22 protein-coding genes are annotated in these 24,491 nt (G+C 67.0%); 8 read left to right on the top strand and 14 right to left on the bottom strand.

Going from position 1 to position 24,491, the window contains the following annotated elements; all coding sequences use genetic code 11:
* Nucleotides 1-93 precede the first annotated feature (93 nt).
* Complete coding sequence (locus tag U5A58_RS05960; protein ID WP_321960948.1) at nt 94-1,077, top strand: diguanylate cyclase; 984 nt, start codon at nt 94-96, stop codon at nt 1,075-1,077.
* 11 nt (nt 1,078-1,088) lie between these two features.
* Here U5A58_RS05960 and U5A58_RS05955 read toward each other — a convergent pair whose 3' ends face one another.
* Nucleotides 1,089-3,281 (bottom strand): hypothetical protein, encoded by a 2,193-nt coding sequence (locus tag U5A58_RS05955; RefSeq protein ID WP_321960702.1) that lies wholly within the window; start codon nt 3,279-3,281, stop codon nt 1,089-1,091.
* Nucleotides 3,282-3,507: 226 nt separating this feature from the next.
* Here U5A58_RS05955 and U5A58_RS05950 point away from each other — a divergent pair, with 226 nt between their 5' ends.
* The 3 genes from U5A58_RS05950 to U5A58_RS05940 are packed head-to-tail and all read left to right on the top strand — an operon-like array spanning nt 3,508 to nt 5,721.
* On the top strand, nt 3,508-4,284 hold the full coding sequence (locus tag U5A58_RS05950; RefSeq protein ID WP_321960701.1) for a transcriptional regulator: 777 nt from the start codon (nt 3,508-3,510) through the stop codon (nt 4,282-4,284).
* A 55-nt stretch (nt 4,285-4,339) separates the two neighbouring features.
* Nucleotides 4,340-4,858, top strand: a complete 519-nt coding sequence (locus U5A58_RS05945) for a sigma-70 family RNA polymerase sigma factor (RefSeq protein WP_321915537.1) — start codon at nt 4,340-4,342, stop codon at nt 4,856-4,858.
* Nucleotides 4,855-5,721 carry an anti-sigma factor gene (locus U5A58_RS05940; RefSeq protein WP_321960700.1) on the top strand — a complete coding sequence of 289 codons (867 nt, stop codon included), beginning with the start codon at nt 4,855-4,857 and terminating at the stop codon, nt 5,719-5,721. Before U5A58_RS05945 ends, U5A58_RS05940 begins: the two co-directional genes overlap by 4 nt.
* An 88-nt stretch (nt 5,722-5,809) precedes the next feature.
* Here the strand turns inward: U5A58_RS05940 and U5A58_RS05935 are convergent, their stop codons facing one another.
* The 4 genes from U5A58_RS05935 to U5A58_RS05920 form a co-directional block, all read right to left on the bottom strand.
* A complete protein-coding gene (locus U5A58_RS05935) occupies nt 5,810-7,636 on the bottom strand; it encodes a trypsin-like peptidase domain-containing protein (RefSeq protein WP_321960699.1) in 1,827 nt (608 codons plus the stop codon).
* 316 nt (nt 7,637-7,952) lie between these two features.
* The gene (locus U5A58_RS05930; RefSeq protein WP_321960698.1) at nt 7,953-8,279 is read right to left on the bottom strand and encodes a DUF4148 domain-containing protein; all 327 of its coding nucleotides are present in this window, start codon (nt 8,277-8,279) and stop codon (nt 7,953-7,955) included.
* 130 nt (nt 8,280-8,409) lie between these two features.
* A complete protein-coding gene (locus tag U5A58_RS05925) occupies nt 8,410-8,979 on the bottom strand; it encodes a chromate transporter (RefSeq protein ID WP_158762757.1) in 570 nt (189 codons plus the stop codon).
* Nucleotides 8,976-9,548, bottom strand: a complete 573-nt coding sequence (locus U5A58_RS05920; RefSeq protein ID WP_321915541.1) for a chromate transporter — start codon at nt 9,546-9,548, stop codon at nt 8,976-8,978. Before U5A58_RS05920 ends, U5A58_RS05925 begins: the two co-directional genes overlap by 4 nt.
* A gap of 273 nt (nt 9,549-9,821) precedes the next feature.
* Here U5A58_RS05920 and U5A58_RS05915 point away from each other — a divergent pair, with 273 nt between their 5' ends.
* On the top strand, nt 9,822-10,874 hold the full coding sequence (locus tag U5A58_RS05915) for a PHB depolymerase family esterase (RefSeq protein WP_321960697.1): 1,053 nt from the start codon (nt 9,822-9,824) through the stop codon (nt 10,872-10,874).
* 9 nt (nt 10,875-10,883) lie between these two features.
* On the opposite strand, the gene U5A58_RS05910 is transcribed toward U5A58_RS05915, so the two are convergent.
* From U5A58_RS05910 to U5A58_RS05900, 3 genes are all read right to left on the bottom strand, one after another.
* Nucleotides 10,884-12,491, bottom strand: a complete 1,608-nt coding sequence (locus U5A58_RS05910) for a rhodanese-related sulfurtransferase (protein WP_321960696.1) — start codon at nt 12,489-12,491, stop codon at nt 10,884-10,886.
* Nucleotides 12,488-13,084 (bottom strand): cysteine dioxygenase, encoded by a 597-nt coding sequence (locus tag U5A58_RS05905; protein WP_321960695.1) that lies wholly within the window; start codon nt 13,082-13,084, stop codon nt 12,488-12,490. The genes U5A58_RS05910 and U5A58_RS05905 overlap by 4 nt, the downstream gene beginning before the upstream one ends.
* Nucleotides 13,085-13,195: 111 nt before the next feature.
* The gene (locus tag U5A58_RS05900) at nt 13,196-14,278 is read right to left on the bottom strand and encodes an LLM class flavin-dependent oxidoreductase (RefSeq protein ID WP_321960694.1); all 1,083 of its coding nucleotides are present in this window, start codon (nt 14,276-14,278) and stop codon (nt 13,196-13,198) included.
* A gap of 279 nt (nt 14,279-14,557) precedes the next feature.
* On the opposite strand from U5A58_RS05900, the gene U5A58_RS05895 reads away from it, so the two are divergent.
* Nucleotides 14,558-16,015 carry an NAD(P)-binding domain-containing protein gene (locus U5A58_RS05895; protein WP_321960693.1) on the top strand — a complete coding sequence of 486 codons (1,458 nt, stop codon included), beginning with the start codon at nt 14,558-14,560 and terminating at the stop codon, nt 16,013-16,015.
* A 65-nt stretch (nt 16,016-16,080) separates the two neighbouring features.
* On the top strand, nt 16,081-17,142 hold the full coding sequence (locus U5A58_RS05890; protein WP_321960692.1) for an LLM class flavin-dependent oxidoreductase: 1,062 nt from the start codon (nt 16,081-16,083) through the stop codon (nt 17,140-17,142).
* A 22-nt stretch (nt 17,143-17,164) separates the two neighbouring features.
* On the opposite strand, the gene U5A58_RS05885 is transcribed toward U5A58_RS05890, so the two are convergent.
* The 6 genes from U5A58_RS05885 to U5A58_RS05860 form a co-directional block, all read right to left on the bottom strand.
* Nucleotides 17,165-18,406 carry an acyl-CoA dehydrogenase family protein gene (locus U5A58_RS05885; RefSeq protein ID WP_321960691.1) on the bottom strand — a complete coding sequence of 414 codons (1,242 nt, stop codon included), beginning with the start codon at nt 18,404-18,406 and terminating at the stop codon, nt 17,165-17,167.
* Between the two features lie 74 nt (nt 18,407-18,480).
* Nucleotides 18,481-19,485: an NrtA/SsuA/CpmA family ABC transporter substrate-binding protein gene (locus tag U5A58_RS05880; RefSeq protein WP_321960690.1), complete on the bottom strand. Its 1,005-nt coding sequence runs from the start codon at nt 19,483-19,485 to the stop codon at nt 18,481-18,483.
* 36 nt (nt 19,486-19,521) lie between these two features.
* Nucleotides 19,522-20,247, bottom strand: a complete 726-nt coding sequence (locus tag U5A58_RS05875; RefSeq protein WP_321960947.1) for an ABC transporter ATP-binding protein — start codon at nt 20,245-20,247, stop codon at nt 19,522-19,524.
* Nucleotides 20,248-20,261: 14 nt separating this feature from the next.
* Nucleotides 20,262-21,101 carry an ABC transporter permease subunit gene (locus U5A58_RS05870; protein ID WP_321960689.1) on the bottom strand — a complete coding sequence of 280 codons (840 nt, stop codon included), beginning with the start codon at nt 21,099-21,101 and terminating at the stop codon, nt 20,262-20,264.
* A 70-nt stretch (nt 21,102-21,171) separates the two neighbouring features.
* On the bottom strand, nt 21,172-22,275 hold the full coding sequence (locus U5A58_RS05865; RefSeq protein ID WP_321960688.1) for an LLM class flavin-dependent oxidoreductase: 1,104 nt from the start codon (nt 22,273-22,275) through the stop codon (nt 21,172-21,174).
* An 83-nt stretch (nt 22,276-22,358) separates the two neighbouring features.
* Entirely contained in the window at nt 22,359-23,267 is a 909-nt protein-coding gene (locus U5A58_RS05860) for an ABC transporter substrate-binding protein (RefSeq protein ID WP_321960687.1), read from the bottom strand.
* Nucleotides 23,268-23,468: 201 nt separating this feature from the next.
* Between U5A58_RS05860 and U5A58_RS05855 the strand changes: the two genes are divergently transcribed.
* A complete protein-coding gene (locus tag U5A58_RS05855) occupies nt 23,469-24,380 on the top strand; it encodes a LysR family transcriptional regulator (protein WP_321960686.1) in 912 nt (303 codons plus the stop codon).
* Nucleotides 24,381-24,491: the final 111 nt, after the last annotated feature.

The following is a 24,491-nucleotide window of genomic DNA, read 5'->3' as shown; positions in this document are numbered from 1 at the left end:
GCCCTCGACCCCGGCAGCGCCGACGACGCCTCGCTCGCCGTTGCGCTGGACGCCGTGCGCAGCGCGCTGGAGCAAACGCTGCCCGCCGCCGACATGCCGATGATGGTGCTGCTGGTGGACGACCAGGCGATCGTGGCCGAGGCGGTGCGCCGGGCGCTCGCGAGCGAGCGCGAGATCGACTTCCACTACTGCGCGCATCCCGACCAGGCCGTGCGCATGGCCGAGGAAGTGCGCCCGACCGTGATCCTGCAGGACCTCGTGATGCCGGGCACCGACGGGCTCACGCTCGTGCGGGCTTATCGCGCGAACGACGCGACGCGCGACGTGCCGATCATCGTGCTCTCCACCAAGGAAGAGCCCGCCATCAAGAGCGCGGCGTTCGCCTCGGGCGCGAACGATTACCTCGTGAAGCTGCCGGACAGCGTCGAGCTGATCGCCCGCGTGAGATATCATTCGCGATCCTACGTAAACATGCTCCAGCGCGACGAGGCGTATCGCGCACTGCGCCGCTCGCAGCAGGAACTGCTCCGCGCGAACCTCGAACTGCGACGCCTCACGCATTCGGATGGCCTTACCGGCCTCTCGAACCGGCGCTATCTGGACGAATTCCTGAGCGCCGAGTGGAAACGCGCGGAGCGCGAGCGCACCGAAGTGTCGCTGCTCATGATCGATGTGGACTACTTCAAGCCGTATAACGACACCTACGGCCACGTGGCGGGCGACAACGTGCTGCGCTCGGTGGCGACGACGATCCGCCGCGAGATCCGGCAGCCGCGCGACCTCGTGGCGCGCTTTGGCGGCGAGGAGTTCGCAGTCGTCCTGCCGGGCACGGGCAGCGCGGGCGCGCGGCTGCTCGCCGAGAAAATGCGCCGCGACGTGGCGGGCCTCGCGCTGCCGCACGTGGGGTCCGCCGTGAGCGAGCACCTCACGATCAGCATTGGCGTGGCCACGCTCACGCCCGCGCCGGGCCTCGCGGAAACGGCGCTGGTCGAAGAAGCCGACGCCGCGCTCTACCGGGCCAAGCGCGATGGGCGCAATCGCGTGGCGTTTTCCACGCAGGTGTCGGGGCGCTCGTAAAGCCTGAAGGTTTACCTCGGCGTCCAGTCGTACATCAGGATTTTCGCGCGCGCGTCGTCCTCCACGAGCACGACGTAATCGCCGTTGTCGCGCTGCGCCGCGCTCATGCCCATATAAATGTCCACCCATCCGCTCGTGCTGCCCACGTTGGCGCCGGGCGTCATCGAGCCGGCGAGCTGGCCGCTGCGCGCGTCGTACACGTCGATCTTCTGCGTGTAGAGCTCCGCGATGAACACATAGTTGCCGGCCACGGCAATTCCCACCGTCGTCACCTGCGGACTGCTGCTCGTGTTCCAGGGCAACGACGCCTGCCACGTGAGCGTGGGCGTACCGCTCGACCAGTTGTCATAGCGCGCGAGCACAGGGCCCGCTTCCTTCCAGTGCGACGCATCCCACGGAATGGAGGCGGTGAAGCCGGTGATGTACATCGTATCGGTTTCGGCCACGTAGACAATGCGCGCAATGCGGTTGAACGGCGCCGGCATTGCGAACATCTTCGACGATGCATAGGTGTACTGGGGATTGCCCTGCGCGTCGAGACCTTGCAACGGCATCTCGCGAATGCCCGAAAGCGGCGTGGCGAGCCATACATTGCCGGGTGTGTCCACCCACCAGTAGCCGTTGCCGACGGTTGCGCCGGTGGAGGGGTTCGAAGCGATCTCGCCCGCATCCACATGGCCGTCGCCGTTCGCGTCGCGCCACATCCATTCGCCGTAGGCCGGTTGACCGGCGGGCCAGTTGCCCGGCATCGGATTCTGGGCGAGCAGGCCCGAGGGAATCGCGACTTCGCCATCGGTCGCGCTCGAGAAGCGGTAGATGTTCAGGTAGTGCGCGTACTGGTCGAGCGTGTAGAGGAAGCGCCGGCCGTTGAAGCGGCGCACCATCGGCGAGCCGCGCACGCCGCGCGTGGAATGGAGCGCCGGATCGTCCGGATACGCGAAGCGGTTGAGCGTGAAGCCCGCATAGGTCCATTGCTTGCCAGGCGCCTGGCGGTAGTCGAGCGTGAAGCGTTTCGAGCCGGTGAAGACGTTCGCGGCGTTGGCGGGGTCGAAGGCGGCGGCATCGACGAAGGTCAGGCCATCGAGGCGCCAGCCCAGCGTGCGTGTGCCCATTCCGTAGCTTTCCAGTACCGCGCCCTGGCCGACGAGCGCGGTGCCGTACGGCCGCGGCCCCTGGCCGTTCTGCGCGACATACAGATTGCCCGCCTGGTCGTAGCCAATGCTGGCGATGCCGTTGAAACGCCAGTCGCCGGGCGTGCCCGCCACGACATGGAAGATGCCCTGGCGCGTGCCCAGCGCGCCCGCTGCCGTCATCTGGCCGTTCGACGCGCGTGCGTAGAGCAGGATCTGCTGCGAGGGGCCGTTGTCGGCAATCGAAAGCTGGCCGGATGGCGCGAAGGCGAGGTCGGTGGGCACGGTGCCGGCGGGCAGCACGGGCGCGTCGTTGAGCGCGGTGCCGTCCTTGCGGTAGTGGCCAATGCTCGGGCCGCTCGCGGCCTGCAAGCCCTGGATCAGCCACAGCGTGCCGTCGTTCGCGAGCGCAATGCGCCCCGGCGCGGGCACGGTGAACGAGCGCAGTTGACGCATGGTCTGCGCGTCGTAGACCACGATGCGGTTGTCGGCGGTATCGGCAACGTACAGCTCGGTATCGGTGGCTGCGAGGCCGCGCACGGCGCCGTCGCCAGTGCTCGGCGCCGCGAGCACGCGCAAAAAGCTGTTCTTCGTCGCGTTCGCGCTGTTGCCAATGCCGCTCGCGAACGGCGCGCCTTGCGTCACGTCCGAACGCAGGCGGCGCGTCACGCCGAACCACGTCTGGTTGGCGGGCGGATAGTCCGCGCCCACGAGGCCGTTGCTCTCGTTGCCGATCGACATTGCGGCGTACACATAGGTGCTGTTCGCCGCGATGGCGTCGCCGCCCGCATTGCCCCAGCCGTGCGTATTGCCGGCCACGGCGAGCTTGTCGCCGCCGCGGTAGACGCCGATCTCGCTACCGCTTTCGTCCCACGGCGCGTTCGCGTAGACGGTGCCGTCGGGTGCGACGGCAATGGCCTCCACGTCTTGCTGCATCCACTTGCCGTCGCCGAAACCGAAGCTGTTGCCGATCCAGGACGTGGTGTAGTTGAGCGTGCTTTGCGCAATGGCAGGGTGAGTGGCGAGACCTTGCAGCGCGAGCGACAAGGCGATGAGGCGAGCAGCATTTTTCACTTGAATTCCCGTAAATCACGAACCTGCCGCAAGGTGTGCGGCCGTTGGGCGTGATGCTCGCACGCGCTTTTAAGGAAATAATTCAAATATTATTCAATGCGGGTAATGTGGCGTTTTTTTATGCGGATGCGATGCAAGAGCGGCAGCGCAGCGCAAAATCGCTCGAGCGCCGTGCGAACGCAAAAGGGGGAATTTCGCCGCCCGCAGGAATAATCGGCGCCGCCGCGTGTTAGTCCCCGCATCGCCACCCAATCAGCATCGCATCACGATCATGAAGTTCCGCGGGCCGCTCGACGAGCCGCCGATTTCCGAAGCCGATATCCAGGCCTATAGCGACGGCACGCTCGCCGGCGCGCGGGCGGCGCATGTGCGGCGCTACCTTGCGGGCAAACCCGGCGAATGGCATCGCATCCTGTTCTACCGGCGCCTGAACGCGCAGATTCGCGACGCATACCCGGCGCAGGCCGCGCAGACGGCGCAGCCGCGCACCGCTACGGCCCGAGGCGGGCGGGTGTTGCGCTACGCTATCGCTCTCGCGGCGGCCCTGGCGCTGGCGAGCGCCGCCTTGGCGTGGGTCGCCGTGACTGAGCCGTCGCAGCAAGTTTTGAACAACGCCGCGGTCATGGCGTTGATGGAGGCCGAAAACGGGCAGCCGGAGGCGCTGGAAGCAGGCGCGGCGCGTGCGCCGTTCGATTTCGGCGCGGCAGGCCTGCACTTCCTGGGCGGCGGCGAAGTGCGGGTTGGCCCGTTCGCGAACGCGCAGCGCTATGTCTACGAGAACAGCCAGGGCGAGCGCGTGGTGCTGCTCGCGAGCCGCGCCTGGCTGGCGGGCGCGGCGCCCCAGTGGAGCGCGCACCGCGCGGGTCCGCTGAGGCTGTTGATGTGGCGCGAGCATGGCACGCGCTGGGTGCTCGCGGGCAACGCGCAAACGCGCGGCCTGATGCGCGCGGCGGACCTCGCGACGCTCGCCACGCCGCCGGCGCGCGAGGGCGACGGATCGTGAACCCACCCGGCGATGCAAACCGCGCAATGACCCTTGCAGCAATCCAGGATGAAACATGGACATCCGTGACGAGCTGATAGAACACGTGCCGCGCCTGCGACGCTACGCGCGCGCGCTGATCAACAACCGCGAGCTTGCCGACGACCTCGTGCAGGACACGCTGGAGCGCGCGATCGCCCGCACGGAGCTGTTTCGCTCGGGCACCGACCTGCGCGCCTGGCTTTTCACGATCATGCACAACATCTTCGTGAACCAGGTGCGCAAGTCGGCGGCGCGCGGCGCGCATGTTTCCGTCGACGACGAAAGCGTGCCCGAAACCGACTACGCCGTGCCCGCCACGCAGACGGGCGCGCTCGAAGTGCGCGATCTGGATTTCGCGCTGCAGCGCTTGCCGGTGGAGCAGCGCGAAGTGGTGCTTTTGGTAGGACTGGAGGAAATGAGTTACGCCGACGTCGCATTGGCGCTGGACATACCGATCGGTACGGTCATGTCGCGTCTGTCGAGGGGACGTGAGCGCCTGCGCGCGCTCATGGCCGGTTCCGTCCCGCGTGCGAATCTGAAGGTGGTGCGATGAGCGAACAACAAAATCCAGTCACGCAAGACGAGATCCACGCCTACGTGGACGGCACGCTTTCCGAGGCGCGCCGCGCCGACGTGGAGCGCGAACTCGAGCGCAATCCCGAGCTTGCCGCGCGCGCGAGCGACTTCTTCGCGCTCAACAACCTGCTGCACGAGCGTTACGACCGCGTGCTCAACGAGCCGCTGCCCGCGCGCCTGCGCGTGGCCGCGCACGAGCCCGAGCCCGAGCCGCAGGTGCAAACGGTGCAAAACACGCGGCCGGCGTCGAACTGGCCGCGCTTCGCGGGCCTCGCGGCGACGCTCGTGCTGGGCGTGGCAATCGGCTGGGGCATGCACTACGGCATGAGCGGCACGGGCGCCATAGGCGGACCCGCAGGCGTGGCGGGCGGCGGCGAGCTGCACGCGGTGAGCGCGGACGGCTCCATGCGCTTCGCACGGCAGGCGGCGCTCGCACACGTGGTCTACATGCCGACGGTGGTGCGGCCCGACGCAATGGACGACAGCCAGGAGCAGGACTTCGTGAAGTGGCTCGCCAACCGGCTCGGCACGAATGTGCGCGCGCCGATGCTGTCGAAGAGCGGCTTCGAGCTTTCGGGCGGGCGCTTGTTGCCCGCCGACGACGGCGGCCAGGTTGCGCAGTTCATGTATCACAACGCGCAAGGCGAGCGCGTGACGCTGTGTATCTCGCACCGCAAGACGAGCGCCAACACCACGGCGTTCAAGCTGTATCAGGATGGACCGGTGAACGTGTTCTATTGGGTGGACGGCGACTTCGGGTACGCGCTTTCCGGCGGTATCGACCGCAAGGCGCTTTTGCAGCTCGCGCACGACGTTTATGCGCAGTTGACGCCGAGTTGAGCACCGCCGGGCGCGGGCACGGCGGCTTGTCAGGCCGCCGTGCCGCGCTTGTTTGTTCCAGGCCTGTCAGCTGAACTTCACCTGAGCTTTACCTGAGCTTCACCGCAACAAAGCTGCGCGCGTTGTTGCGCTGAATCAGCAGCGACACGCTCTTCGTCGCCTTGGCTTCGAGCGCGGCGGCTTCCTCCTGCGATTCGACCAGCGTGTCGTCGAGCGACAGCACGACGTCGCCAGCCCGCACGCCCGCCGTCGCGGCGGGGCCGGTCGAAGCGTCCACCATCAAGCCGAGCGGCAGGCCGGTTGAGCGCTTTTCCTCTTCGCTCAGCGCGTGCGCGACGAGGCCGATGCGGTCCGCGGCGTGGCGCGGGGCCTGCGCGGCGACGGGTTGGGCGAGCGGGGCGGCCGTGTCTGTCATCACCGTCTTCATGGCGTGCACATTGGCCGGCGGCGCCTTGCTTGCCGCATCCCCGGCGGCGGGCGCGACTGGCGCGTCGGTCTTTTCCGCCGCCTGTTCGGCGTCGGCTGCCTGTGCCGCTGCCGCCCCCGCTGCGCCCGCTGCCCCTGTCGTGCCTGCCGCCGCCGCAGGCGCATCCTCCGCCTTGGCCTCGAACGCGGTGTTCGAGAACCCGGCCACCGCCGGCTGCCGGTTGCGGATCACCTTGAGCGAAGCCGGCGTGGCGGGCGGCACCGCCGCGAGCGCGGCGGCAAGCGTCGCGGCCCGGTCAACGGGCTTGGTGCCGACCTGCACGATCACGTCGCCGGTCCGGATACCCGCTTTGCCGATGGGCGAGGCGGGGTCGACGGAATCGACGAGCGCGCCGCCCGCGTGCGGCAAGCCGAGCGCCGCCGCGAGCCCGGGGCTCACGTCTTCGACCTGCATGCCGAACGTGCGGATCGTGCCGCCGTTGCCCGCGTTTGCCCCGTTGGCTCCATTCGCCGCGTTCGCCGCATTGGCGCCGCCGGCGTTCGCCGCCTTGCTCGCCTGCAACTGGGCGCGGAACTGGTTGGCGGCGTCGATAGGAATCGCGAAGGTCAGGCCGCCGTAGCGGCCGGTGTCGGCGTAAATCTGCACGTCGATGCCGATCACCTCGCCCGCGCGATTGAAGATCGGCCCGCCGGAGTTGTCGGGGTTGACCGCCACGTCGGTCTGGAGGAACGGGAACGACTTGCCGTCGGGCAGCGTGCGCGAAGTCGCGCTGAGGATGCCCGTCGTCACGGTGTTCTGGTAACTGTCCGGCGAGCCGATCGAGAGCACCGGCTCACCGGCGTGCACCTTCGCCGTTTCGGCGAGCTTCACGAACGGCAGACCGTGCGCGTCGATCTGCAGCACGGCAACGTCGCTTTGCGGGTCGACGCCAACCACCTCCGCCTTGAACTCGCGCTTGTCCGTGAGCCGCACGGTCACCTGCCCGGCGCCGTCGACGACATGCGCCGTGGTGAGCACGACGCCATCGGGGCTGACGATGAACCCGGAGCCCATGCCTGTCATCACGCGCGGCCCGCTGGCGTCCGCGTCGGACGCCGGCTTCGGCGCGCGCCTGAAGAAGGCGAAGAAAGGATCGTCGGCGTCGATGGCCTCCTGCTCGGGCTGCGCGGACGGGTCGTCGGCGCTGCGCGCGATCACGTGCACGACGGCGGGACCGTAGCGCTCGGCGAGCGAGAAGAAGTCGGGTGTGGCGGCCGCCGGCGCGGAGGTCTCGGCGGCGGCCGGCTGCGCGGCTGCCTTGTCGCTGGCGGCCTTGTCGTTAGCCGCCTTGTCGTTTGCGGCCTTATCGGCGGCTGCTTTACTGGCGGGCGGCTTGGTGGGGGCCGCAGGCGGCGTGGCCGCGTTAGCATCAAAACAGAAAGCGCTGGCAAGCGCCAGGGCAAGCGCTGCCGCGGAGCGCGAATTGCGGGCGAAGTTCAGGCGGAGCACAGCACACCTCCCAGTGGTCATCGTGCTGGCGGGCGGCACGCGAACGCGGATAGCAAACGAATGCCGACGCACATAGTGTAGTCACGCCACAAGACAATTGGGGGGCAGGGTTTGTCCTGTAGCGCACGAAAGTCTGCACGACGGCGTGCCGGTGCATGCCCGGCGCATCGAATATGGCGCGTTGCCGACACTGCGGCTGGCCAGGACGCTTGGGGGGCGGTAGGGGGCGGTAGGAGGCGGCGGCGAAAAAGGCGCGCGCGATGCCCCGCTCGTCCTGAGCGGGGCGTGCGACTGTGGCAGGAGGCGGCAGTCGCTTTCAGCTACCCGAATACAGGTTGCAGAAGCTCACCGGCCCAACGCATGCCGCGTGCGGCGCGCCGGAGTCGCTCGTGCCTTGCATGGGCGCGCCCATGCCGCCGGATTGCTGCTGTTGCTGTGCCTTCGCATGCGCGACTTGTTGCGCGAATACGGGGCTCACGTCGGGATACGAGGTATCGGTCACGAATTGCGAGCCGTTGGCCTGCGCTTCGATCAGCTGTTGGCGCACCTGGGCGCGTGTGAGTCCTTGCGCGGAAGCGGTGGAGACGGCGCCGATGCAAGCAGTCGCGACGAGGAAGGCAAAAAACGGGCGGCGGTTAATCATTTCGAACTCCTGATGAAATTGCGTGGTACTGCGACCGGCTGGAGCACGGTCGCATCAACGGAGACTGCAATGGGTATACCGCGGCGGGTGGGCTGCTATTCCCGTGGAGTTGTAACGGCGGGGTGTTTTTTTACGTGAGCTGCACCTGGAGCCAGTGCGGCAGACCCGCGCCGATCAGGCTCACGCCAACGAGCGCAAGCGCGCCGGCCAGGAGAAGAACCAGCGGACTGACGCGCGTTCTGAGCAGCACGCAAAGCGACACGACGGCAATCGCCTTCGCGGGAAGGCCGCCGTTCAGCGATTTGAGCAGCACCCAGCCCGCCGCGAGCATCATGCCGGCCGCGATGGGACGCAGGCCGCGCTCGAGCGCGAGCTGCCACGCCGCGCCCTGATAGCGGCCCCAGATATGCGTGACGCCGTAAATCAGGAAGCCCGTTGGCAGCAAGAGCGCGGCGGTCGCCACGAGCGCGCCCCAGAAGCCGGCAACCTGCCAGCCGATCAGCGTGACGAGCAGCGAGCCCGGGCCGGGCGCCATGCGCGAAATCGCGAAGTCGGCGGCGAATTGCGAGTGCGTCATCCAGGGATGCACTTGCACGACCTGGCGCTGAATCTCCGCGACGATCGCCTGGCCGCCGCCGATCGTCACGAGCGAAAGTGGCGCGAAAATGGCGGCCAGCTGACCGAGCAGGCGTGCATTCATCGCGCACCCCGGCGGATCGCCACGTATTCGTAGAGCACGCTCACCGTGCCCCCGATGACGACCACCCACACCAGCGACAAACGCAGAATGCCGATTGCAAGGAAAGTCGCCGCCATGAGCAGCAGCGGAAGGATTTGCCGCCGCACGCGTCGCGCGGTGACGACACCCATCGACAGCGACAACCCTGTGGCCGCAGCCGCGGCGCCGGCGATCAGAATCTGCGTGAGCGGATGGAAGATGAGCGCGCCGACCACGCTGCCAATCACGATGATCAGGCACGCGGGCGGCACGACGATACCGGTGACGGCCACGGCGGCCCCGCGCCAGCCCAGCAGCCGATGCCCAATCCAGATCGCCATGTTCTTGACGTTGATGCCGGGCAGCGCCTGCGAGATGGCGAGCCCGTTGAGGAAGTCCTCTTCGCTGATCCAGTGGCGATCCTGAACGAATTCGCGCAGCAGCCAGCCGCTCAAACCGCCACCAAAGCTCGTCAAGCCAATGCGGCTGAATATCAGAAAGAGTCCGAACAGCGTGGGGCGCGGCGGGGCGTTGGGTGTGGATGCAGTCACGGGAATGGTGGAATGGGCGGCGCAGCAACGGTCGCCGAAATTATAGCGCCAGCGACACGCGTGACGCGGGAGCGGTTAGCGGCGCGCTGTCACGCAAAATTCAGCGCGAGGTCAGGGCCGCTATGATGGTTGGACTCGCAGCGACACGATCGCTGTGTCGCGCTGTCCGCCGCGTGGCTCCTGGCGTGACGTGAACAAAACGCCTTGTCGCCATTGCTCACGCCCAGGAAAAAGACCAACGTTTGGCTCAAGGGTCTCGAACTGCTCACCCGCATGAGCACAACGCGACCGAAGAAAAAGGCCACCGCACGCAAAACCGCGCCTGCGAAGGCCGCGAAGCCCACGCACGTCGCGAAGCCGGGAACCAAATCGGCGAAACACACCGGCAACGCGCACGTGGCGCATGCGCAACCGGCGGGCACGGGCGGCAGGTGGTTGCGTTCCTGGCATTCCGCGCCGCCCAGGGCCGGGCATCTCATCAACCATCTCGCGTACGCGCTCTATCTGCCCGCCGGCGTGGCCAGGGCCATGCCGCTCGTGGTCATGCTGCACGGCTGCAAGCAAACGGCGGAATCGTTCGCTGCGGGCACGCGCGTTTGCCGGCTGGCGGATCGGTCCGGCTTTGCCGTGCTGCTTCCCGAGCAGGCGAAAACGGCGCACGCACAGCGCTGCTGGCACTGGCACGGCGATCATGCGCAGTCGGAGGCGCCAGCGGTGGCTTCGCTTGTCGACGCGATCGTGCGCGAGCACGGATTCGATCGCGAACGCGTCTACCTGGCGGGCATCTCGGCAGGGGCGGGGCTCGCGTCTGTGCTCGCCATGCGCTATCCGTGGCGTTTCGCAGCCGTTGGCCTGCACTCCGGGCCGGTATTCGGCGCGGCCACCTCCACGATGAGCGCGATGAGCGTCATGCGTCACGCGAGCCGCGAAGAACCGGTGCACCTCGTCGATGCCGCGCTCGACGTCGCCGTGCATCCGGGCATGCCCGCCTTCATCGTGCAAGGCGAAATCGACGCGGTCGTGGCGAGGCGCAACGCGATGCAACTTGGCATGCAGTTCGCGCGAGTCAACCGGCTGCTCGACGCGCAGAGCGAATTGCGCGTTGGCGAAATACGCAGCTATAGCCGCGACGCGGTGGCGTACACCGACTATGTCAAGGCGGGCAGGCTCGTCGTACGGGTATGCGTTGTTCGAGGGCTCGGGCACGCATGGAGCGGCGGCGACCCGAGCGAGCCGTTTCATTCGGATCGAGGCCCCGACGCGATGTCGATGATGTGGCAGTTCTTCCGGCGGCAGCGCCGAAGCGCTGCAAGTGGAATGGCGTGAACGGGGCGTTCAGATCACAAAAAAGCCGTGCGTACCGTCTCTTCCGAGTTGAGCGACGAGACCATACTCCCATTCCAGGTAGGCGTTCATCGCGTCACGCGCGTTGTTAGTGCCTTCGTACGGGCGCCGGTAGCGGTCGATACGCGGGGAGGCCAGGTGCGTCTCGCCGCTTTCCACCGGCAGCCCCGCGCGTTGCCATGCGGCGGTGCCCCCGTCGAGCACCTCCACGGGTTTGCCCGTCAGCGCGGCGATATCGGATGCGGCGAACGGGGCGAGTGCATTGCTCATGCACACGGCGACGTAGCGCCTGGCATCCGGCAACGCGCGCAGGTCGCCGAAGCCGGGAGCGAGATGCGAACGCAACGCCCACCATGCGCCAGGGATGTGCGCCTTGACGTGATTGGCGCTCGACGTGAAATCGAGCACGACGGTGCCGTGATCCGGCTTGGCCAGACGTGCTGCGAGCACCGCGGGCGTGATCGACGCGATGCGCGGCGCCGCGGGCTTCGGCGCATGCCACGCCCCGCCTTCGGTGAGGTCTCCGGCGCGCGCCTCATCCACGACGTACACGTCGACATTCATCTGTGCGAGCCAGGAAGCGGTCATGTTGGCGCGCACGCCGTCGTCGTCGAACAGCACCACGCGCGCGCCCCGCACGGGTGCAAACATTTCGGTTTCCTGAACGAGCTGGCCGCCTTGCGCACCCTGGAAACCCGGTGCGTGCGCCTGCTCGTACTCGGCGGGCGTGCGCACGTCGAAGCGGTACGTGGTGCGCGAATCATCGGCGGCCCAGCGCGCGGCCTCGGCGAGCGTGGTGCGCCCAACACCCGCACGGTCGGCAAGCGCGGCGGCCCCCGCGTGCGATGCCGCCAGCGTCGCGGCGTCGCGACCCGCCTCCGGATCGAAGCGGCGTGCGCTGCCGTGCTCCAGCGTCTGGCCTGCGAGCGTCCACCCTATCGTGCCGTTGCGCAGCGCCGCCACCGGGTTCGGCAGGCCCGCATTGACGAGCGACTGCGCGCCGATGATGCTGCGCGTGCGCCCCGCGCAGTTCACGATCACGCGCGTGGCCGGGTCGGGCGCGAGCGCACGGGCGCGCAGCGCGAGTTCCGCGCCCGGCACGCTGATGCTGCCGGGAATGTTCATCGCCTGGTATTCGTCGAAGCGGCGGGCGTCGAGCACGACCACGTCTTCGCCGCTCGCCAGCAGCGCGCCCACCGCTTGCGCCGAGAGCGAAGGCGTGTGGCGTTCCGATTCGACGAACTCGCCAAACGCCTTGCTGGGCACGTTCACGTCGCGGAACACTTCACCGCCTGCGCGAAGCCAGCCCGCGAGGCCGCCTTCGAGCAGCGCGATATCGGTGTAGCCCAGCGCATCGAGCGTGACGGCCGCGCGCTGTGCAAAGCCTTCGCCGTCGTCGAGCAGCACGATTGGCACGCTGCGGCGCGGCAGCTTCGTCCAGGCATCGAGTTCGAGCCTCGAGAGCGGCAGATTGGCCGCGAAAAGCGGATGGCTTTGCGCATGCGTGTCTTCCTCGCGCACGTCGAGCAGTGCGATTTCGCGGCGGGCGAGCAGCGCGTCGCGCACATCCTGGTACGTGCGCGTGGGAAATGACTTCATGAGGCGATGGACTCCTTGGTGAGGTCCCAGATGTTCGGGAGCGTGTCGTTCGAGTAGCCGGAGATGAAGGGCTTCGGCGGGGCGTTGGGCGGGTAGGTGAACCGGCGCACTGCGCCGATGTTCGCGCCATACACGTGAATGCTCACCGAAACGCGGTCGTCGAACGCGTTGCGCACGCGGTGAATGTCGCCGAGCGTGGGCGAAACGGCCTCGACGTCTCCACGCGCGAGCAACACCTCGTCACCGAACGGACGCAACGCGCCAGCCGCGTCGTGGGCGTAAGGCTGCGCATACTCGGCGCCGCGCAGCACGCCAATCAGGCCCCAGACGGTATGGTCGTGTATGGGCGTCTGCTGGCCTGGCCCCCAGACGAAACTGACCACGGAAAAGCGCTGGCGGGCATCGGCATGAAGCAGATATTGCTGATACCGCTCGGGCGAGGGGGCGGCGTACGCGTCGGGCAGCCAGTCGTCCTCGCGCACGAGTTCGCGCAGCGCGTGCAGGCCGTGCTCGATCAGTCTGGGCTCGCGCGGCGCGCGGTCGAGCAGTTCCGCGATCGTGCCGACGAAGCGGCGAAGCTTGTGCATACTCATTAGTCGCGCAGATCCGGTTCGCGCGCCACGAGTCCCGCGTCGAGGCGCTCGAACGCGCAGCGGGCGAGGTCTGCGATGGCGGTGTGAGTCATATCGGTTTCTCGGGAGTCCTCACGCAGCGGCGCGCACGCGCGAGGTTAGTTCGCGCGTGGCCGGAATCAGGGCGCGGCCATAGTCGATGGCGTCTTCGAGCGGATCGAAGCCGCGAATCAGGAACGTCGTGACGCCCAGCGCGTGATATTCGGCAAGCGTCTGTGCGACTTGCCCGGGCGTGCCAACGAGCGCCGTCGAGTTCGAGCGGCCGCCGATCTCCTTCGCGACGGCGGTCCACAGGCGTTCGTCGGCGCGCACGCCATCGCCGTCACCGGCGGCGGCTAGCAGTCGGCGCGCGCCTTCGCTCTGCAGCGGGCCGCCCTTGTCGACGCCCTGTTCGGCGCGCAGGCGGCGCGTTTGCGCAAGGATGTGCTCGGCACGTTCCCACGCTGCTTTTTCCGTGTCGGCGAGGATCGGCCGGAACGATACTGAAAAACGCACGGTGCGCCCGTGTTTCGCGGCCTCCGCGCGCACGCGGCCGATCAGGTCGGCAACGCCTTGCTTCGATTCGCCCCACAGCGCGTAGACATCGGCGTGCTTGCCCGCGACCGCGAGTGCGGCTTGCGATGCGCCGCCGAAGTAGATCGGCACATGCGGCTGCTGACGCGGCTTGACCTCCGACCAGGCCTGCTCGAAGCGATAGAAGCGGCCCGCGTGATCGAACGGTTGGTCTTCGGTCCAGACGCGCTTGAGGACCTGCAGATACTCGTCGGTGCGCGCGTAGCGTTCGTCGTGGCTCAGGTAGTCGCCATCGCGGCGCTGGTCGGCGTCGCTGCCCCCGGAGATGAAGTGCACGGCGAGCCGGCCCCCGGAAAAGTGATCGAGCGTTGCGAGCTGGCGCGCGGCGAGCGTCGGCGCGACAAAGCCGGGGCGGTGCGCCAGCATGAAATGCACGCGCGAAGTCACACTCGCCGCATAGGCGATGGTGAGCGTGGCGTCGGGGCTGACCGAGCTGTGCGGAACGAGAATGCGGTCGAAACCCGCGCGCTCGTGCGCCTGCGCGAAGTCGCGAACGTAATCGACGTCGATAGCCGGGCCTTCGGCGAGATGGGTTTCCGACACCTTGCGCTGCTGGATCATGCCGATGAATTCAATGCTCATGCGGGGTCCTCGGTTGGATGCGGGTTCGATGCCGGTCGGATGCGGGTCACGTCGGTGCGTTGCGAAGAAGGCCATGCCGAGCGCGACTCGATCCAGCGAGGCTAGCATCCATCCATGCGAGTTTTAAATATTGAATGCTGATAAACATTCCATTCGCACATGAATTCATGCGGCCCGCAGAAAAAGGAAAGTCCGAATCATTCGTTGGCGCGATGCGGGAGCTGGCCAATACTCGAAGCTTCCGCGCCCCTTTGTGCGCGCCTTTCGCAGGACGTCCTCATGAGTGAATACACGCTGCCTGACCGTCACGCGCACGAAGCGCTGCGTCTCATCGGCCCCGATCCGGACGACTGGGTCGTCAGCCGTGCCGGCATCGATCACAACGTCGTTGTCGTAGGCGGCGGCCAGAGCGGCACGGCATTTGCGTTCGGCTTGCGGCGCGCGGGTATCGGCAAGGTCAGCGTGATCGACGCCGCCGCCGCCGCGCCGCTCGCCGGCGTCTGGACCACGCGCGCGCGCATGCAGCGGCTGCGCACGCCCAAAACGCTGCCGGGGCCGGAGGCAGGGGTGCCCGCGCTGAGCTTCCAGGCATGGTACGAAGCCCGCCACGGCGAGGCGGCCTACGCGGCGTTCGATCGCATCGGCCGCGAGGAATGGGCCGAGTATCTCGCGTGGTATCGCGAGTTTCTCGGCATTGCGGTTCGATACGGCACGACGCTCACGCGCATCGAGCCCATTGGCACGCACTTCAGGCTGCATCTGCTCATTCGCAATAGTGAAGGCGTCGAGCCGCGCGTGGAAACCGCGCGCAAGGTCATTCTCGCGAACGGTGTGGCGGGCAACGGCCGGCCGAATCTCATCGCACCGCTAGCGTCGCTGCCGCGCACGCACGTCGCGCATACGTCCGACGCGATCGATTTCGCCGCGTTGCGCGGCCGGTCCGTCGCGGTCGTGGGCGGCGCCGCCTCGGCTTTCGACGCGGCGGCGACGGCGCTCGAAGCGGGCGCTGCCGACGTGCATCTGTTCGTGCGGCGCGCGTTGCTGCCCAGCTTGCCGGTCACGCGCGCCCGCGCGTATCCGGGTGCGTACGACAACTATCCCGCGCTGCCCGACGCGCTGCGCTGGGCTCAGGCGCTGCGCTTTCGCCGCGCGGGTTCGACGCCGCCCGCCGACGCGGTCGCGCGCGTGACGCGCTTTCCGAATTTTCATCTGCATCTGGACGCGGCCTGGCAAGGCGCGCAAGTGGCGGGCGCTCGCGTGCAGGCGCGGGTCAACGACACCCCGTTCGCATTCGATTTCGTGATTGCAGGGACGGGATACGCCGTCGATCTGCACGCACGGCCCGAGCTTGCCGATCTCGCGAGGCACGTGCGGCTCTGGCGAGATCACTACACGCCCGCCGCGCACGAGCAAGACGAGGTGCTGAGCGCGCATCCGTACCTCGGCGCGGCGCTCGAGTACCTGGAGAAGACGCCCGGTGCTGCGCCGTTTTTGCGCAACGTTCATGTGTTCAATCCGGCGGCGTTCGTCAGTCGCGGGCTGCCGGTCGGCGACGTGCCCAGCATGAAGCGCGACATTCCGGCCGTGATCCGGCGCATCAGCGAGGATCTGTTCACCGAGGATCTGGACGCGCACGAGGCACGCATGAGCGGCCCGGTGCCCGCCGATTTCGAGCCGTCGTTCTATGCGGGCAGCGTGTACCGCGAGGCCAGCGCGGAGCCGGTGGCCCCACGCTAGCCAGCGTGGCGCGCCCGGCGCCCGGCATGGGCGTGTCTTCATTACTCTCACTACGTCGTCACCCAATGTCCCGTTCTTTCCCACGCTTTGGCATCTGGGCGCTCGTGCACGGAAGCCGCGCGGCGCTGCAGGACCCCGCCGAACCCTACGACGCATCGTGGGCCCGCAACAAGGCGCTCGTGCTCGAAGCCGAGCGCCTCGGCTTCGATTCGGTGCTCGTCGCGCAGCATACGGTCAATCCGCACGATTCCACGCTCGATCAGCTGGAGGCGTGGACCGCATCGGCTGCGTTGGCGGCACTCACGTCGCGCATCGAGATCATCGCCGCGATCAAGCCGTTTCTCTACCATCCGGTCGTGCTCGCGAAGATGGCGCAGCAAATCGAGCACATCAGCGGCGGGCGCTTCGCGATCAACCTCGTGAATGCATGGAACCGTCCGGAGCTGGAGCGTGCCGGCATTGCCTTTCCGGAGCACGACGATCGCTACGCCTATGGCCGCGAGTGGATCACGGTGGTCGACGCACTGTTGCGCGGCCAGAGCGTGAATCACGACGGTGCGCACTTCCATATCGACGATTACCGGCTGCTGCCCGCCGATCCGTTTCGTGCGCGCCCGCGCATCTATGTGGGCGGGGAGTCGGAGCCGGCACGCGAACTGGTGGCGGCGCACGGCGACGTCTGGTTCATCAACGGCCAGCCGCCCGACGACGTCACGGGCCTGATCGCCGATGTGTCGGCACGCGCGCGGCCAGACGGGCACGCGCCCTTGCGCTTTGGTTTGTCCGCCTTCGTGATCGCGCGCGAGACCGCGGCGCAGGCCGAGGCGCACCTCGATCATCTATTCGCGCTGGCCGAGCGCGACAAGCCGTTGCGCGAGCGCCAGAAGGCCAACATCGATCCGAACGTCGAGATGTTCAAGACCTTCGCTCGCTCGCCACGCGTCGGCTCCAACGGAGGGACGGCGGCGGGGCTCGTGGGCGACTACGATACCGTCGCGCGCCGTATTGCCGCATTTCACCGCGCGGGCGTTGAACTCTTCATGCTGCAGTTCCAGCCTTTCGAGCACGACATGCGCCGTTTTGCGCAGGAAATCGTGCCGCGCGTGCGCCGCGAACTCGCGGCATGAAGCCACGCTCGCGCGGCACGGATCAGAAGAACGCGCCCGTTGGCGGGAGCTGCCCGGTCAGCAGGTTCTGACCGAGCAGACGCTCCTTGTAGAGCCGCGGATTGTGCGAGGCGATCACCTTGATATTGCGCCAATGCCGGTCCAGCGCGGCTGTGCTGGACACCACCGAGCCCGAGCCGAGGTCGATGAGCCAACTGGCGACTTGCGGCGCGAGATCGTCGATCACGACCTTGGCTTCCGAGGCGGCGAGCGTCGCGGCCAGGGTGCTCGCATAGTCGTCGGGCGTGCCTCGGTTTTCCGACGCAAGTTGCAGCGCCTCTACGGCGCGCACGGCGCTCGCCTCGATGCTCGCGGCGTAGGCGCGCATGCGCCCCAGCAACGCCTGTAGCGCCGGTTCGTCAGCGGGCTGGGCGGCTTCGCCATGGTAGAAGTTGCGCCGCCGACCGCGCAGCACCTCCACCGCGTCCAGCACCACGCGCCGCACGATGCCGGCAATGCAGTTGGTGAGGTAGACCTGGTGGAAGGTGAAGCCCCAAGGCGCGGCTTCGGGCGCTTTTGGCGCATCGGGCGCATAGACATGCCCGGCCTTCACCACGACGTCGCGAAACCGCGTAGTGCCCGAGCCGGTCAGGCGCTGGCCGAAACCCTGCCAGTCGTCTTCTGTGCCAACGCCTTCGCCGCGTTCGAGCACATATTGCACGGTCTCGTTCGCGCGGCTTTCGACCGCGAGCCCAACGAACGCGTCGTTGTAGAGATTGCCTGTTGCGTAGACCTTCTCGCCCGAGCCCACGTAGACCTGCTTGTGCTCGTCCCATTCCAGCCGGCTCAGCACGCGGCTTGGGCGCGCGCCCGCCGCCTGCGCGTCGCTCTCGACAAAGCTCAGGCCGATTGTCTTGCGTTGGCGCGTGAGGTCGAGCACGTGCGCATGGAAGGGATGGTCGCGGCGCTGGAGGGCCGCCTCCACTTGCCAGAAGTGATTGCGAAAGGCGTGCGCGATGTTCGAATCGGCTGCGGCGACGTCGCGTGCCACGGCAAAAAGCCCGCTCAGCGACACGCCGTGGCCGCCTTCACCGGCGGGCAGGCGCAGCGCGCCGAAGCCGAGCGCCTTCAGCGCGGCGATCTCTTCGTGCGGCAGGCGTTGTTCGCGCTCGCGCTGCGCCGCCGTCGCGGCGATCGCGCCGATGGCTTCGGTGAATTCGAGCGACGCCGATAACGGCGAGACGAGCGAGATCCCGCCCGGCGCCTGGGTGAGAAGTTCAGACATACGGTTTCCGATTCATGGCGCCTTCGCACGCGGCGTGGGCGTGGCGTGTGCGCGGTGTGTGATCAGGCGGCGCGTCATACCTTGACGCTGTAATCGGCGACCTTGATGGGCGCGTTGATGATCTTGCGCTGCGCGAGCCAGTCCGCCGCGCGTTGCAGCTGCGCCATGAAGGCCGCGTCGTCGGGCTCGTGGAACTGGTTCACGCGCTTCAGGCTCGTCAGATAGTCGCGCACCTGGTCCGGATATTTCGCCTCTTTTTGCACGAGCCCTTCCGACTCGGCCGGATGTTGCGATTGCCAGGCGCCTTCCACGTAATACGCGTCGAGCACGGCGCGTACCAGCTCCGAGTTTTCGTCGGCGAACTTGCGGCGCGTGACGAGCGAGCTGTAGTCGACGAGAAAGTCGAGATCGCGCCCTTCGTTGAAAATGTCCTTTGCGTCGTTCGAATAACGCGAGATGTCGACTGCGGGCGACCACATCGACCACGCGTCGACCCTGCCTTGTGCGAATGCCGGCGCAGCATCGGGCGGATTCAGATAGACGAACTCGACCTTGTCCCGGTCGACGTGGTGCTTTTCCAGCGCCGCGATGAGCAGGAACTCGCCGAGCCCCGAACGGTTCACCGCAACCTTGCGGCCGGCCAGATCGGCAACGGACTGAATGCCGCTTGTCTTCTTCACGATGATGGCGGTGGAACGCGGCGAATAGATGTCGAAGCCGGCGAAGACGATGGGCGCGCCGGCCAGCATGGCAGCGAACGCGGGTGTCGTCGATCCCCAGAAGCCGAAATCCGCGCTGCCGCCCACCACGGCCTGGATCGACGGCGCGTGGTTCGGAAACGGCCCGATCCATTCGACCTTGATGTTCTTCGCCGCGAGTGTTTTCTCGAACACGCCGCGTTGCCTCGCGATATCGGGCAGCGCGCCATAGCCCCAGCCAACGCGGACCGTGTCGGTATTGCGCGTGAGTTTCGCCGGCTGCGCGGCGCGCGCGGGAAGCAGATGCGCGGCGGCGGCGCCGGCCAGCAGTCCGCCCGCCGCGCGCAGGAGCTGGCGGCGAGTCAGTGAAGTATCATTCATTCGTTATCCTTTCTTTTGTGTGGTGGAGGAAGCGGCTCAGTGGGACTGAACGCCGAGTTCCTCTAGCAGCGTGAGCCGCAATGCCTGTGGCGTGTGGTCCTTGGGTTCAAACGAAGCCGCGATGCGCCCGGCGCGCATGACGAGAATGCGGTCGGCGAGCGCGAGCGCCTCGTCGACGTCATGCGTCACGATGAGCACGCCCGGTGCGTGACGTGCGACCAGTTCCTTGACGAGCCCATGCATCTTGATGCGCGTGAGCGCGTCGAGCGCGGCGAACGGTTCGTCGAGCAGCAGCAATGCGGGATCGCGCACGAGCGCGCGCGCCAGTGCCACGCGCTGCGCCTGGCCGCCGGAAAGATTGCGCGGCCAGTCGTGTTCGCGACCCGCGAGGCCGACTTCGGCCAGCGCGCGTGACGCACCGTCGCGGCCGACGCTCGACTCATGACCGAGTGCGACGTTCTCCCACAACGTGGCCCATGGGAGGAGGCGGTGCTCCTGAAACACCACGGATGGCCGCTCGGGCGCGCGAATCTGCCCGGCATCCGGCGTGTCGAGACCCGCGAGTGCGCGCAGCAGCGTGGTCTTGCCGCAGCCGCTTTCGCCAAGCAGCGCGACGAATTCGCCTTTGCGGATATCGAGGTCGAGCGCATCGATCACGACACGCGCGCCATAGCGGCGCTGGAGTCCACGCACCGATACGGCCAATGGCGACGCGACGGTTTCGCTTTCACGGCGAGGCACGGCGTTTGCGTGGCGGGACAGCGTGGCGGTGGCGCTCACTGTTTCGCTCCTTTCGCGTAGTTCGCGTGCCACGACAGCAAACGCGTTTCGAGCGAACGAACCAGTGCGTCGGCGGCGACGCCGATGATCGCGTAAATAATCATGGTCAGCAGGATGACATTGGTCTGCAGGAATTCGCGAGCGTCCATGGCGAGAAAGCCGATGCCTTTCGTCGTAGCGAGGGTTTCGGCGATCACGAGCGCGAGCCACGCGTGCGCCAGCGCATAACGCACGCCCGTGAGGATCGCGGGCATCGCACCGGGCAGAATGATCCGGCGCACGACAGCGGGCCATTTCATTCCGATCACCTTGGCGAGTTCCATCAGCTTTGGATCGATCTGACGAATGCCGAGCATCGTGTTGATGTAGATGGGAAAGAGGACCGCGAGCGCGACGAGAAAGATCTTCGCGACTTCGCCTACGCCAAACCACACGATCACGAGCGGCAGCATCGCGAGAAAGGGGATCGCGCGCACCATCTGGATCGACCGGTCGATGAGCGCCTGGGCGAGGCGGGAAAAGCCGACCAGTACGCCTAGTGCGAGCCCGATTGCACCGCCGATCACAAACCCGGTCATCGCGCGCAGGAGCGAAACGCCAAGGTGAACGAACAGTTCGCCGTTGCGGGCGAGATGCCACGCCGTCACCGCGACGCTGCTAGGCGCAGGCAGCACTTGTGGCGTGAGCCATCCCGCGCGCGCCGCTAGTTCCCAGAGCACGAAAATCAGCGCGGGGATCGCCCAGGAGAGCCAGTAATAAGCGCCGTCCCTTGAAAGCGGCGAGCGAGCCCGCCACGACTGGACATAGCTGTTCGAAGAGGTGGTTAAGTCAGCCATGTCGGTTCCGTCATCGCCTTGAACAGATGCATCGGGTGGTAGAAGCCTTGCGTGTGGGCGGCTCGCATGATCATGCAGCGGCCGCGCGCTGCGCACCGTCTTCGTTCGCGACGGCCGCGCGCACGAGCGGCAGCAGATCGCGTCCGTAAGCGAGGGCGTCCTCGAGCGGATCGAAGCCGCGAATCAGGAAGGTCGAAATGCCGAGCTTACGGTATTCGAGAAGCGCGTTAGCGACTTGTTGCGGTGTGCCGACGAGCGCAGTCGAATTGCCGGCCGCGCGCGTGAGCGCGGTGATCCCGGTCCACAACCGCGTATCGACGACATTGCCCTTCGCCGCTTCGGCGAGCAGCCGCTTCGCGCCCTCGTTCTGCGGGTCCTTCGGGCGGCGCGTGAAATTGGGCGAGCGCGCGACGACATCTTTCGCGCGCGCGAGAATCGATTCGGCGCGCGCCCAGGCGGCGCTCTCGGTTGCCGCCAGGATCGGACGCAGCGAGAGGCTGAAGCGGATGTGATCGGCTCGCCCATGCACGGCAGCGGCCGCGCGCACGCGCGCGATGGTTTCGCGCACCGCGTCGAGCGATTCGCCCCAAAGCGCGAACACGTCTGCATGTTTGCCTGCGACGGCGATCGCCGCATCGGACGATCCGCCGAAGTACACGGGCAGATGCGGCCGCTGCAACGGGCGCACCTGCGAGCGGTGTCCCGCGACGCGGTAGTACGTGCCTTCGTGGTCGAACGGTGCATCGCTCGTCCATGACCGCTTGACGACGTCGAGATACTCGTCGGTACGCCCGTAGCGTTCGTCGTGCGTGAGCCAGTCGCCGTCGCGTTGCTGCTCGGTGTCGTCGCCGCCGGAGATGATGTGCACGGCGGCGCGGCCCGCGCTGAAGTGATCGAGCGTGGCGAGCTGGCGCGCGGCGAGTGTCGGCGCGACGAAGCCGGGGCGGTGTGCAAGCAGGATGCCGAGCCGTTGCGTCTGCTGGGCGACGAACGAGGCAATCTGCAAGCCGTCTGGCGAGGCGCTCGAATGCGCGATCAGCACGCGGTCGAAACCGCCATACTCGTGCGCTTGCGCGACGGCCGCGATCCATGGCGGATTGACGGCTGGACCTTCCGGCAAATGAATTTCACTGGACTCCTGATGACTGACGTAGCCGATGAATTCGACGCTCATGACAAGGTTCCTTGAAGTTCGCTCAGTGAAGCGGCGCGCGCGTGGCGCGGCGAGGGCGGTATTGGGTGGCGGGCGGGGTGCGTTCAGGGTGCGGTCGACGAGAACTGCTTGTCGAAGCTCGGCGCGACGTCAAGACGCGTCTTGATCACATCCGCGCGCAGGTAGAGATCGGCGGTGCGCTGCTGCTCGGCGATCACGCCGTCGTCGATCCGCACGGGATGCAGTTGCGCCCGCTGATAGACCGTCTTCAGCACGTCGGCGGGCAGGCCTGTCACGCGCGACTGAATTGCGGCGACTTCGTCGGGATGCGAGAGGGCCCAGCGTTGGCCCGCTGCCACGCGGCGCAGGAAGTCGGCAAGCTCGGCGTGCTTGTCGCGAATCGCGGTATCGGTGGCGGCCTCGAAGCTCAAGCCGGAGGAGACGCCCACGCCGTTCGCAATGCTGCGCGCGTGCTGACGCGCTTCGCTCAGTGCGACGTAAGGGTCCCATGTCGCCCATGCGTCCACGTTGCCGGAGACGAGCGCCGCCTGTGCGTCGACGGGCTGCATATACGACAGATTCACGTCGGTGAGCTTGATGTTCGCGCGCTCGAGCGTGGAGACGGCGAGATAGTGGCCGATCGAGCCGCGTGTCGTGGCGATGCGGCGGCCTTTGAGGTCGGCCGCGCTGTGGATCGGCGAGTCGGCGGGCACGACGATCGCGAGATCGACGGGCGTCGAACGCGTGGCCGAAACCGCGCGGATCTTCGCGCCTGCCGAGTAAGCGAAGATGAGCGGCGCGTCGCCAAGGCCGCCTACGTCGATTGCGCCCGCGTTGAGCGCCTCGCCAAGCGGTTGCGCGGCGGGAAAATTGAACCATTCGATCGGGTAGGGAACGTCCTTCAACTGGCCCGATGCTTCGAGAATGCCGCGCGTTTGCAGCTGCTGGTCGCCGACCTTGAGGGTGGCGGCGGCAAAGCCCGCGACCGGCAGCATTGCAGCGATTGCAGTCATTGCAACGAGATAACGGACATAAGCGCGGCGCATGAAATATTCCCCAGATAATGCGTATGACGAGGAGACACGATACGGAGCGCGTCCCCATAAGGCAAACGCATTGTTCTTCTATGGAAAGATGCAGATCGCAAATACGACGTGGCTTGAACGGATCGTTGCGAAGACGCTAAGCTACTCGATCATCACATCGGGACCATCATGAAACTCGACGAGATCGAAGCCTTCGTCGCCGCCGTGCGCAGCGAATCGCTGAGCCAGGCAGCCGAAAGGCTCGAACTGACGCAGCCGGCAGTCACGCGCCGCATCCAGAATTTCGAGGAAGCATTGGGCGTGGCGCTGCTCGATCGCAACACCAAACCCATGCGCCCAACGCCGATGGGCCGCACGGTCTACGAGCAATGCCGCGCCATCGTGCGAGAGATCGACGTGCTGCGGCAACTCGTGAACGAAGAGGCGCCGCTCGCGGGCGTGTTGCGCCTGGGCGTAGCGCAAACGGTCGCGGACATCGCGATGCTCGACGCGCTGCAGGCGCTGCGTCACGCGCATCCGGAGCTGCGCGCGCGCGTGTTCACGGGCTGGGGTGCGCCGCTGCTGCAAAAAGTGGAGGACGGCGAACTCGATGCGGCCGTCGTGCTGTTGCCCGCGAATCGCACGTTGCCCGAGACGCTCCTCGGCGAGTCGCTCAGTTCGCTCAAGCTTGCCGTGGTTGCGCAAAAGGGCTTGCTCAAGCGTCGCGCGTACACGCTCGCCGAATGCCAGTCGCACGGCTGGGTGCTCAATCCAGACGGTTGCGGCTTTCGCGCGGGGCTGCAGCATGCGCTCGCCGCACAAGGCCATGTGCTCAAGCTGAATCTCGAAACGCTCGGCACGGAACTGCAACTGGGCCTTGTCGCGGACGGTGTGGGCCTCGGGGTCGTACCGTACCCGCTCGTCGTGGCGAGCGCACATTACGCTTCGCTAGACGTTGTGCAAGTGAGTGACTTCAAGCCTGAAATCACCGTGCGGATCGTGCGTTCGCGCGCCATCGGCAAGATGGAGTCCGCTATCGCCGTGCTCGCGCAGAGCATTGCGCAAAGCTTCAGGTCAGCGAAACTCGCACGCGCGGCCTGACGCCGCTGTCGCGGCAAACGGAATATCGATCTTCCGAACGCTCGGTTTGTCGGGCGCACAGGTGCTGATAAGTTGTAGGCCGAAGCCGCACGCTGCCTTGACGAAGCGTGC

It is taken from the genome of Paraburkholderia sp. J7 (assembly GCF_905220155.1).
Taxonomy (GTDB): domain Bacteria; phylum Pseudomonadota; class Gammaproteobacteria; order Burkholderiales; family Burkholderiaceae; genus Paraburkholderia.
Note: the sequence above shows the minus strand (reverse complement) of the source record. Positions and strands in the feature narration are given on the sequence as shown.

Bases quoted from the DNA above. Each gene is read 5' to 3' on its own strand.
- U5A58_RS05890 (WP_321960692.1), top strand. From the start codon at position 16,081: ATGTCCCGTTCTTTCCCACGCTTTGGCATCTGGGCGCTCGTGCACGGA.
- U5A58_RS05885 (WP_321960691.1), bottom strand. From the start codon at position 18,406: ATGTCTGAACTTCTCACCCAGGCGCCGGGCGGGATCTCGCTCGTCTCG.
- U5A58_RS05880 (WP_321960690.1), bottom strand. From the start codon at position 19,485: ATGAATGATACTTCACTGACTCGCCGCCAGCTCCTGCGCGCGGCGGGC.
- U5A58_RS05940 (WP_321960700.1), top strand. From the start codon at position 4,855: ATGAGCGAACAACAAAATCCAGTCACGCAAGACGAGATCCACGCCTAC.
- U5A58_RS05865 (WP_321960688.1), bottom strand. From the start codon at position 22,275: ATGAGCGTCGAATTCATCGGCTACGTCAGTCATCAGGAGTCCAGTGAA.
- U5A58_RS05900 (WP_321960694.1), bottom strand. From the start codon at position 14,278: ATGAGCATTGAATTCATCGGCATGATCCAGCAGCGCAAGGTGTCGGAA.
- U5A58_RS05945 (WP_321915537.1), top strand. From the start codon at position 4,340: ATGGACATCCGTGACGAGCTGATAGAACACGTGCCGCGCCTGCGACGC.
- U5A58_RS05860 (WP_321960687.1), bottom strand. From the start codon at position 23,267: ATGACTGCAATCGCTGCAATGCTGCCGGTCGCGGGCTTTGCCGCCGCC.
- U5A58_RS05905 (WP_321960695.1), bottom strand. From the start codon at position 13,084: ATGAGTATGCACAAGCTTCGCCGCTTCGTCGGCACGATCGCGGAACTG.
- U5A58_RS05870 (WP_321960689.1), bottom strand. From the start codon at position 21,101: ATGGCTGACTTAACCACCTCTTCGAACAGCTATGTCCAGTCGTGGCGG.
- U5A58_RS05960 (WP_321960948.1), top strand. From the start codon at position 94: ATGCCGATGATGGTGCTGCTGGTGGACGACCAGGCGATCGTGGCCGAG.
- U5A58_RS05925 (WP_158762757.1), bottom strand. From the start codon at position 8,979: ATGAATGCACGCCTGCTCGGTCAGCTGGCCGCCATTTTCGCGCCACTT.
- U5A58_RS05910 (WP_321960696.1), bottom strand. From the start codon at position 12,491: ATGAAGTCATTTCCCACGCGCACGTACCAGGATGTGCGCGACGCGCTG.
- U5A58_RS05855 (WP_321960686.1), top strand. From the start codon at position 23,469: ATGAAACTCGACGAGATCGAAGCCTTCGTCGCCGCCGTGCGCAGCGAA.
- U5A58_RS05895 (WP_321960693.1), top strand. From the start codon at position 14,558: ATGAGTGAATACACGCTGCCTGACCGTCACGCGCACGAAGCGCTGCGT.
- U5A58_RS05930 (WP_321960698.1), bottom strand. From the start codon at position 8,279: ATGATTAACCGCCGCCCGTTTTTTGCCTTCCTCGTCGCGACTGCTTGC.
- U5A58_RS05915 (WP_321960697.1), top strand. From the start codon at position 9,822: ATGAGCACAACGCGACCGAAGAAAAAGGCCACCGCACGCAAAACCGCG.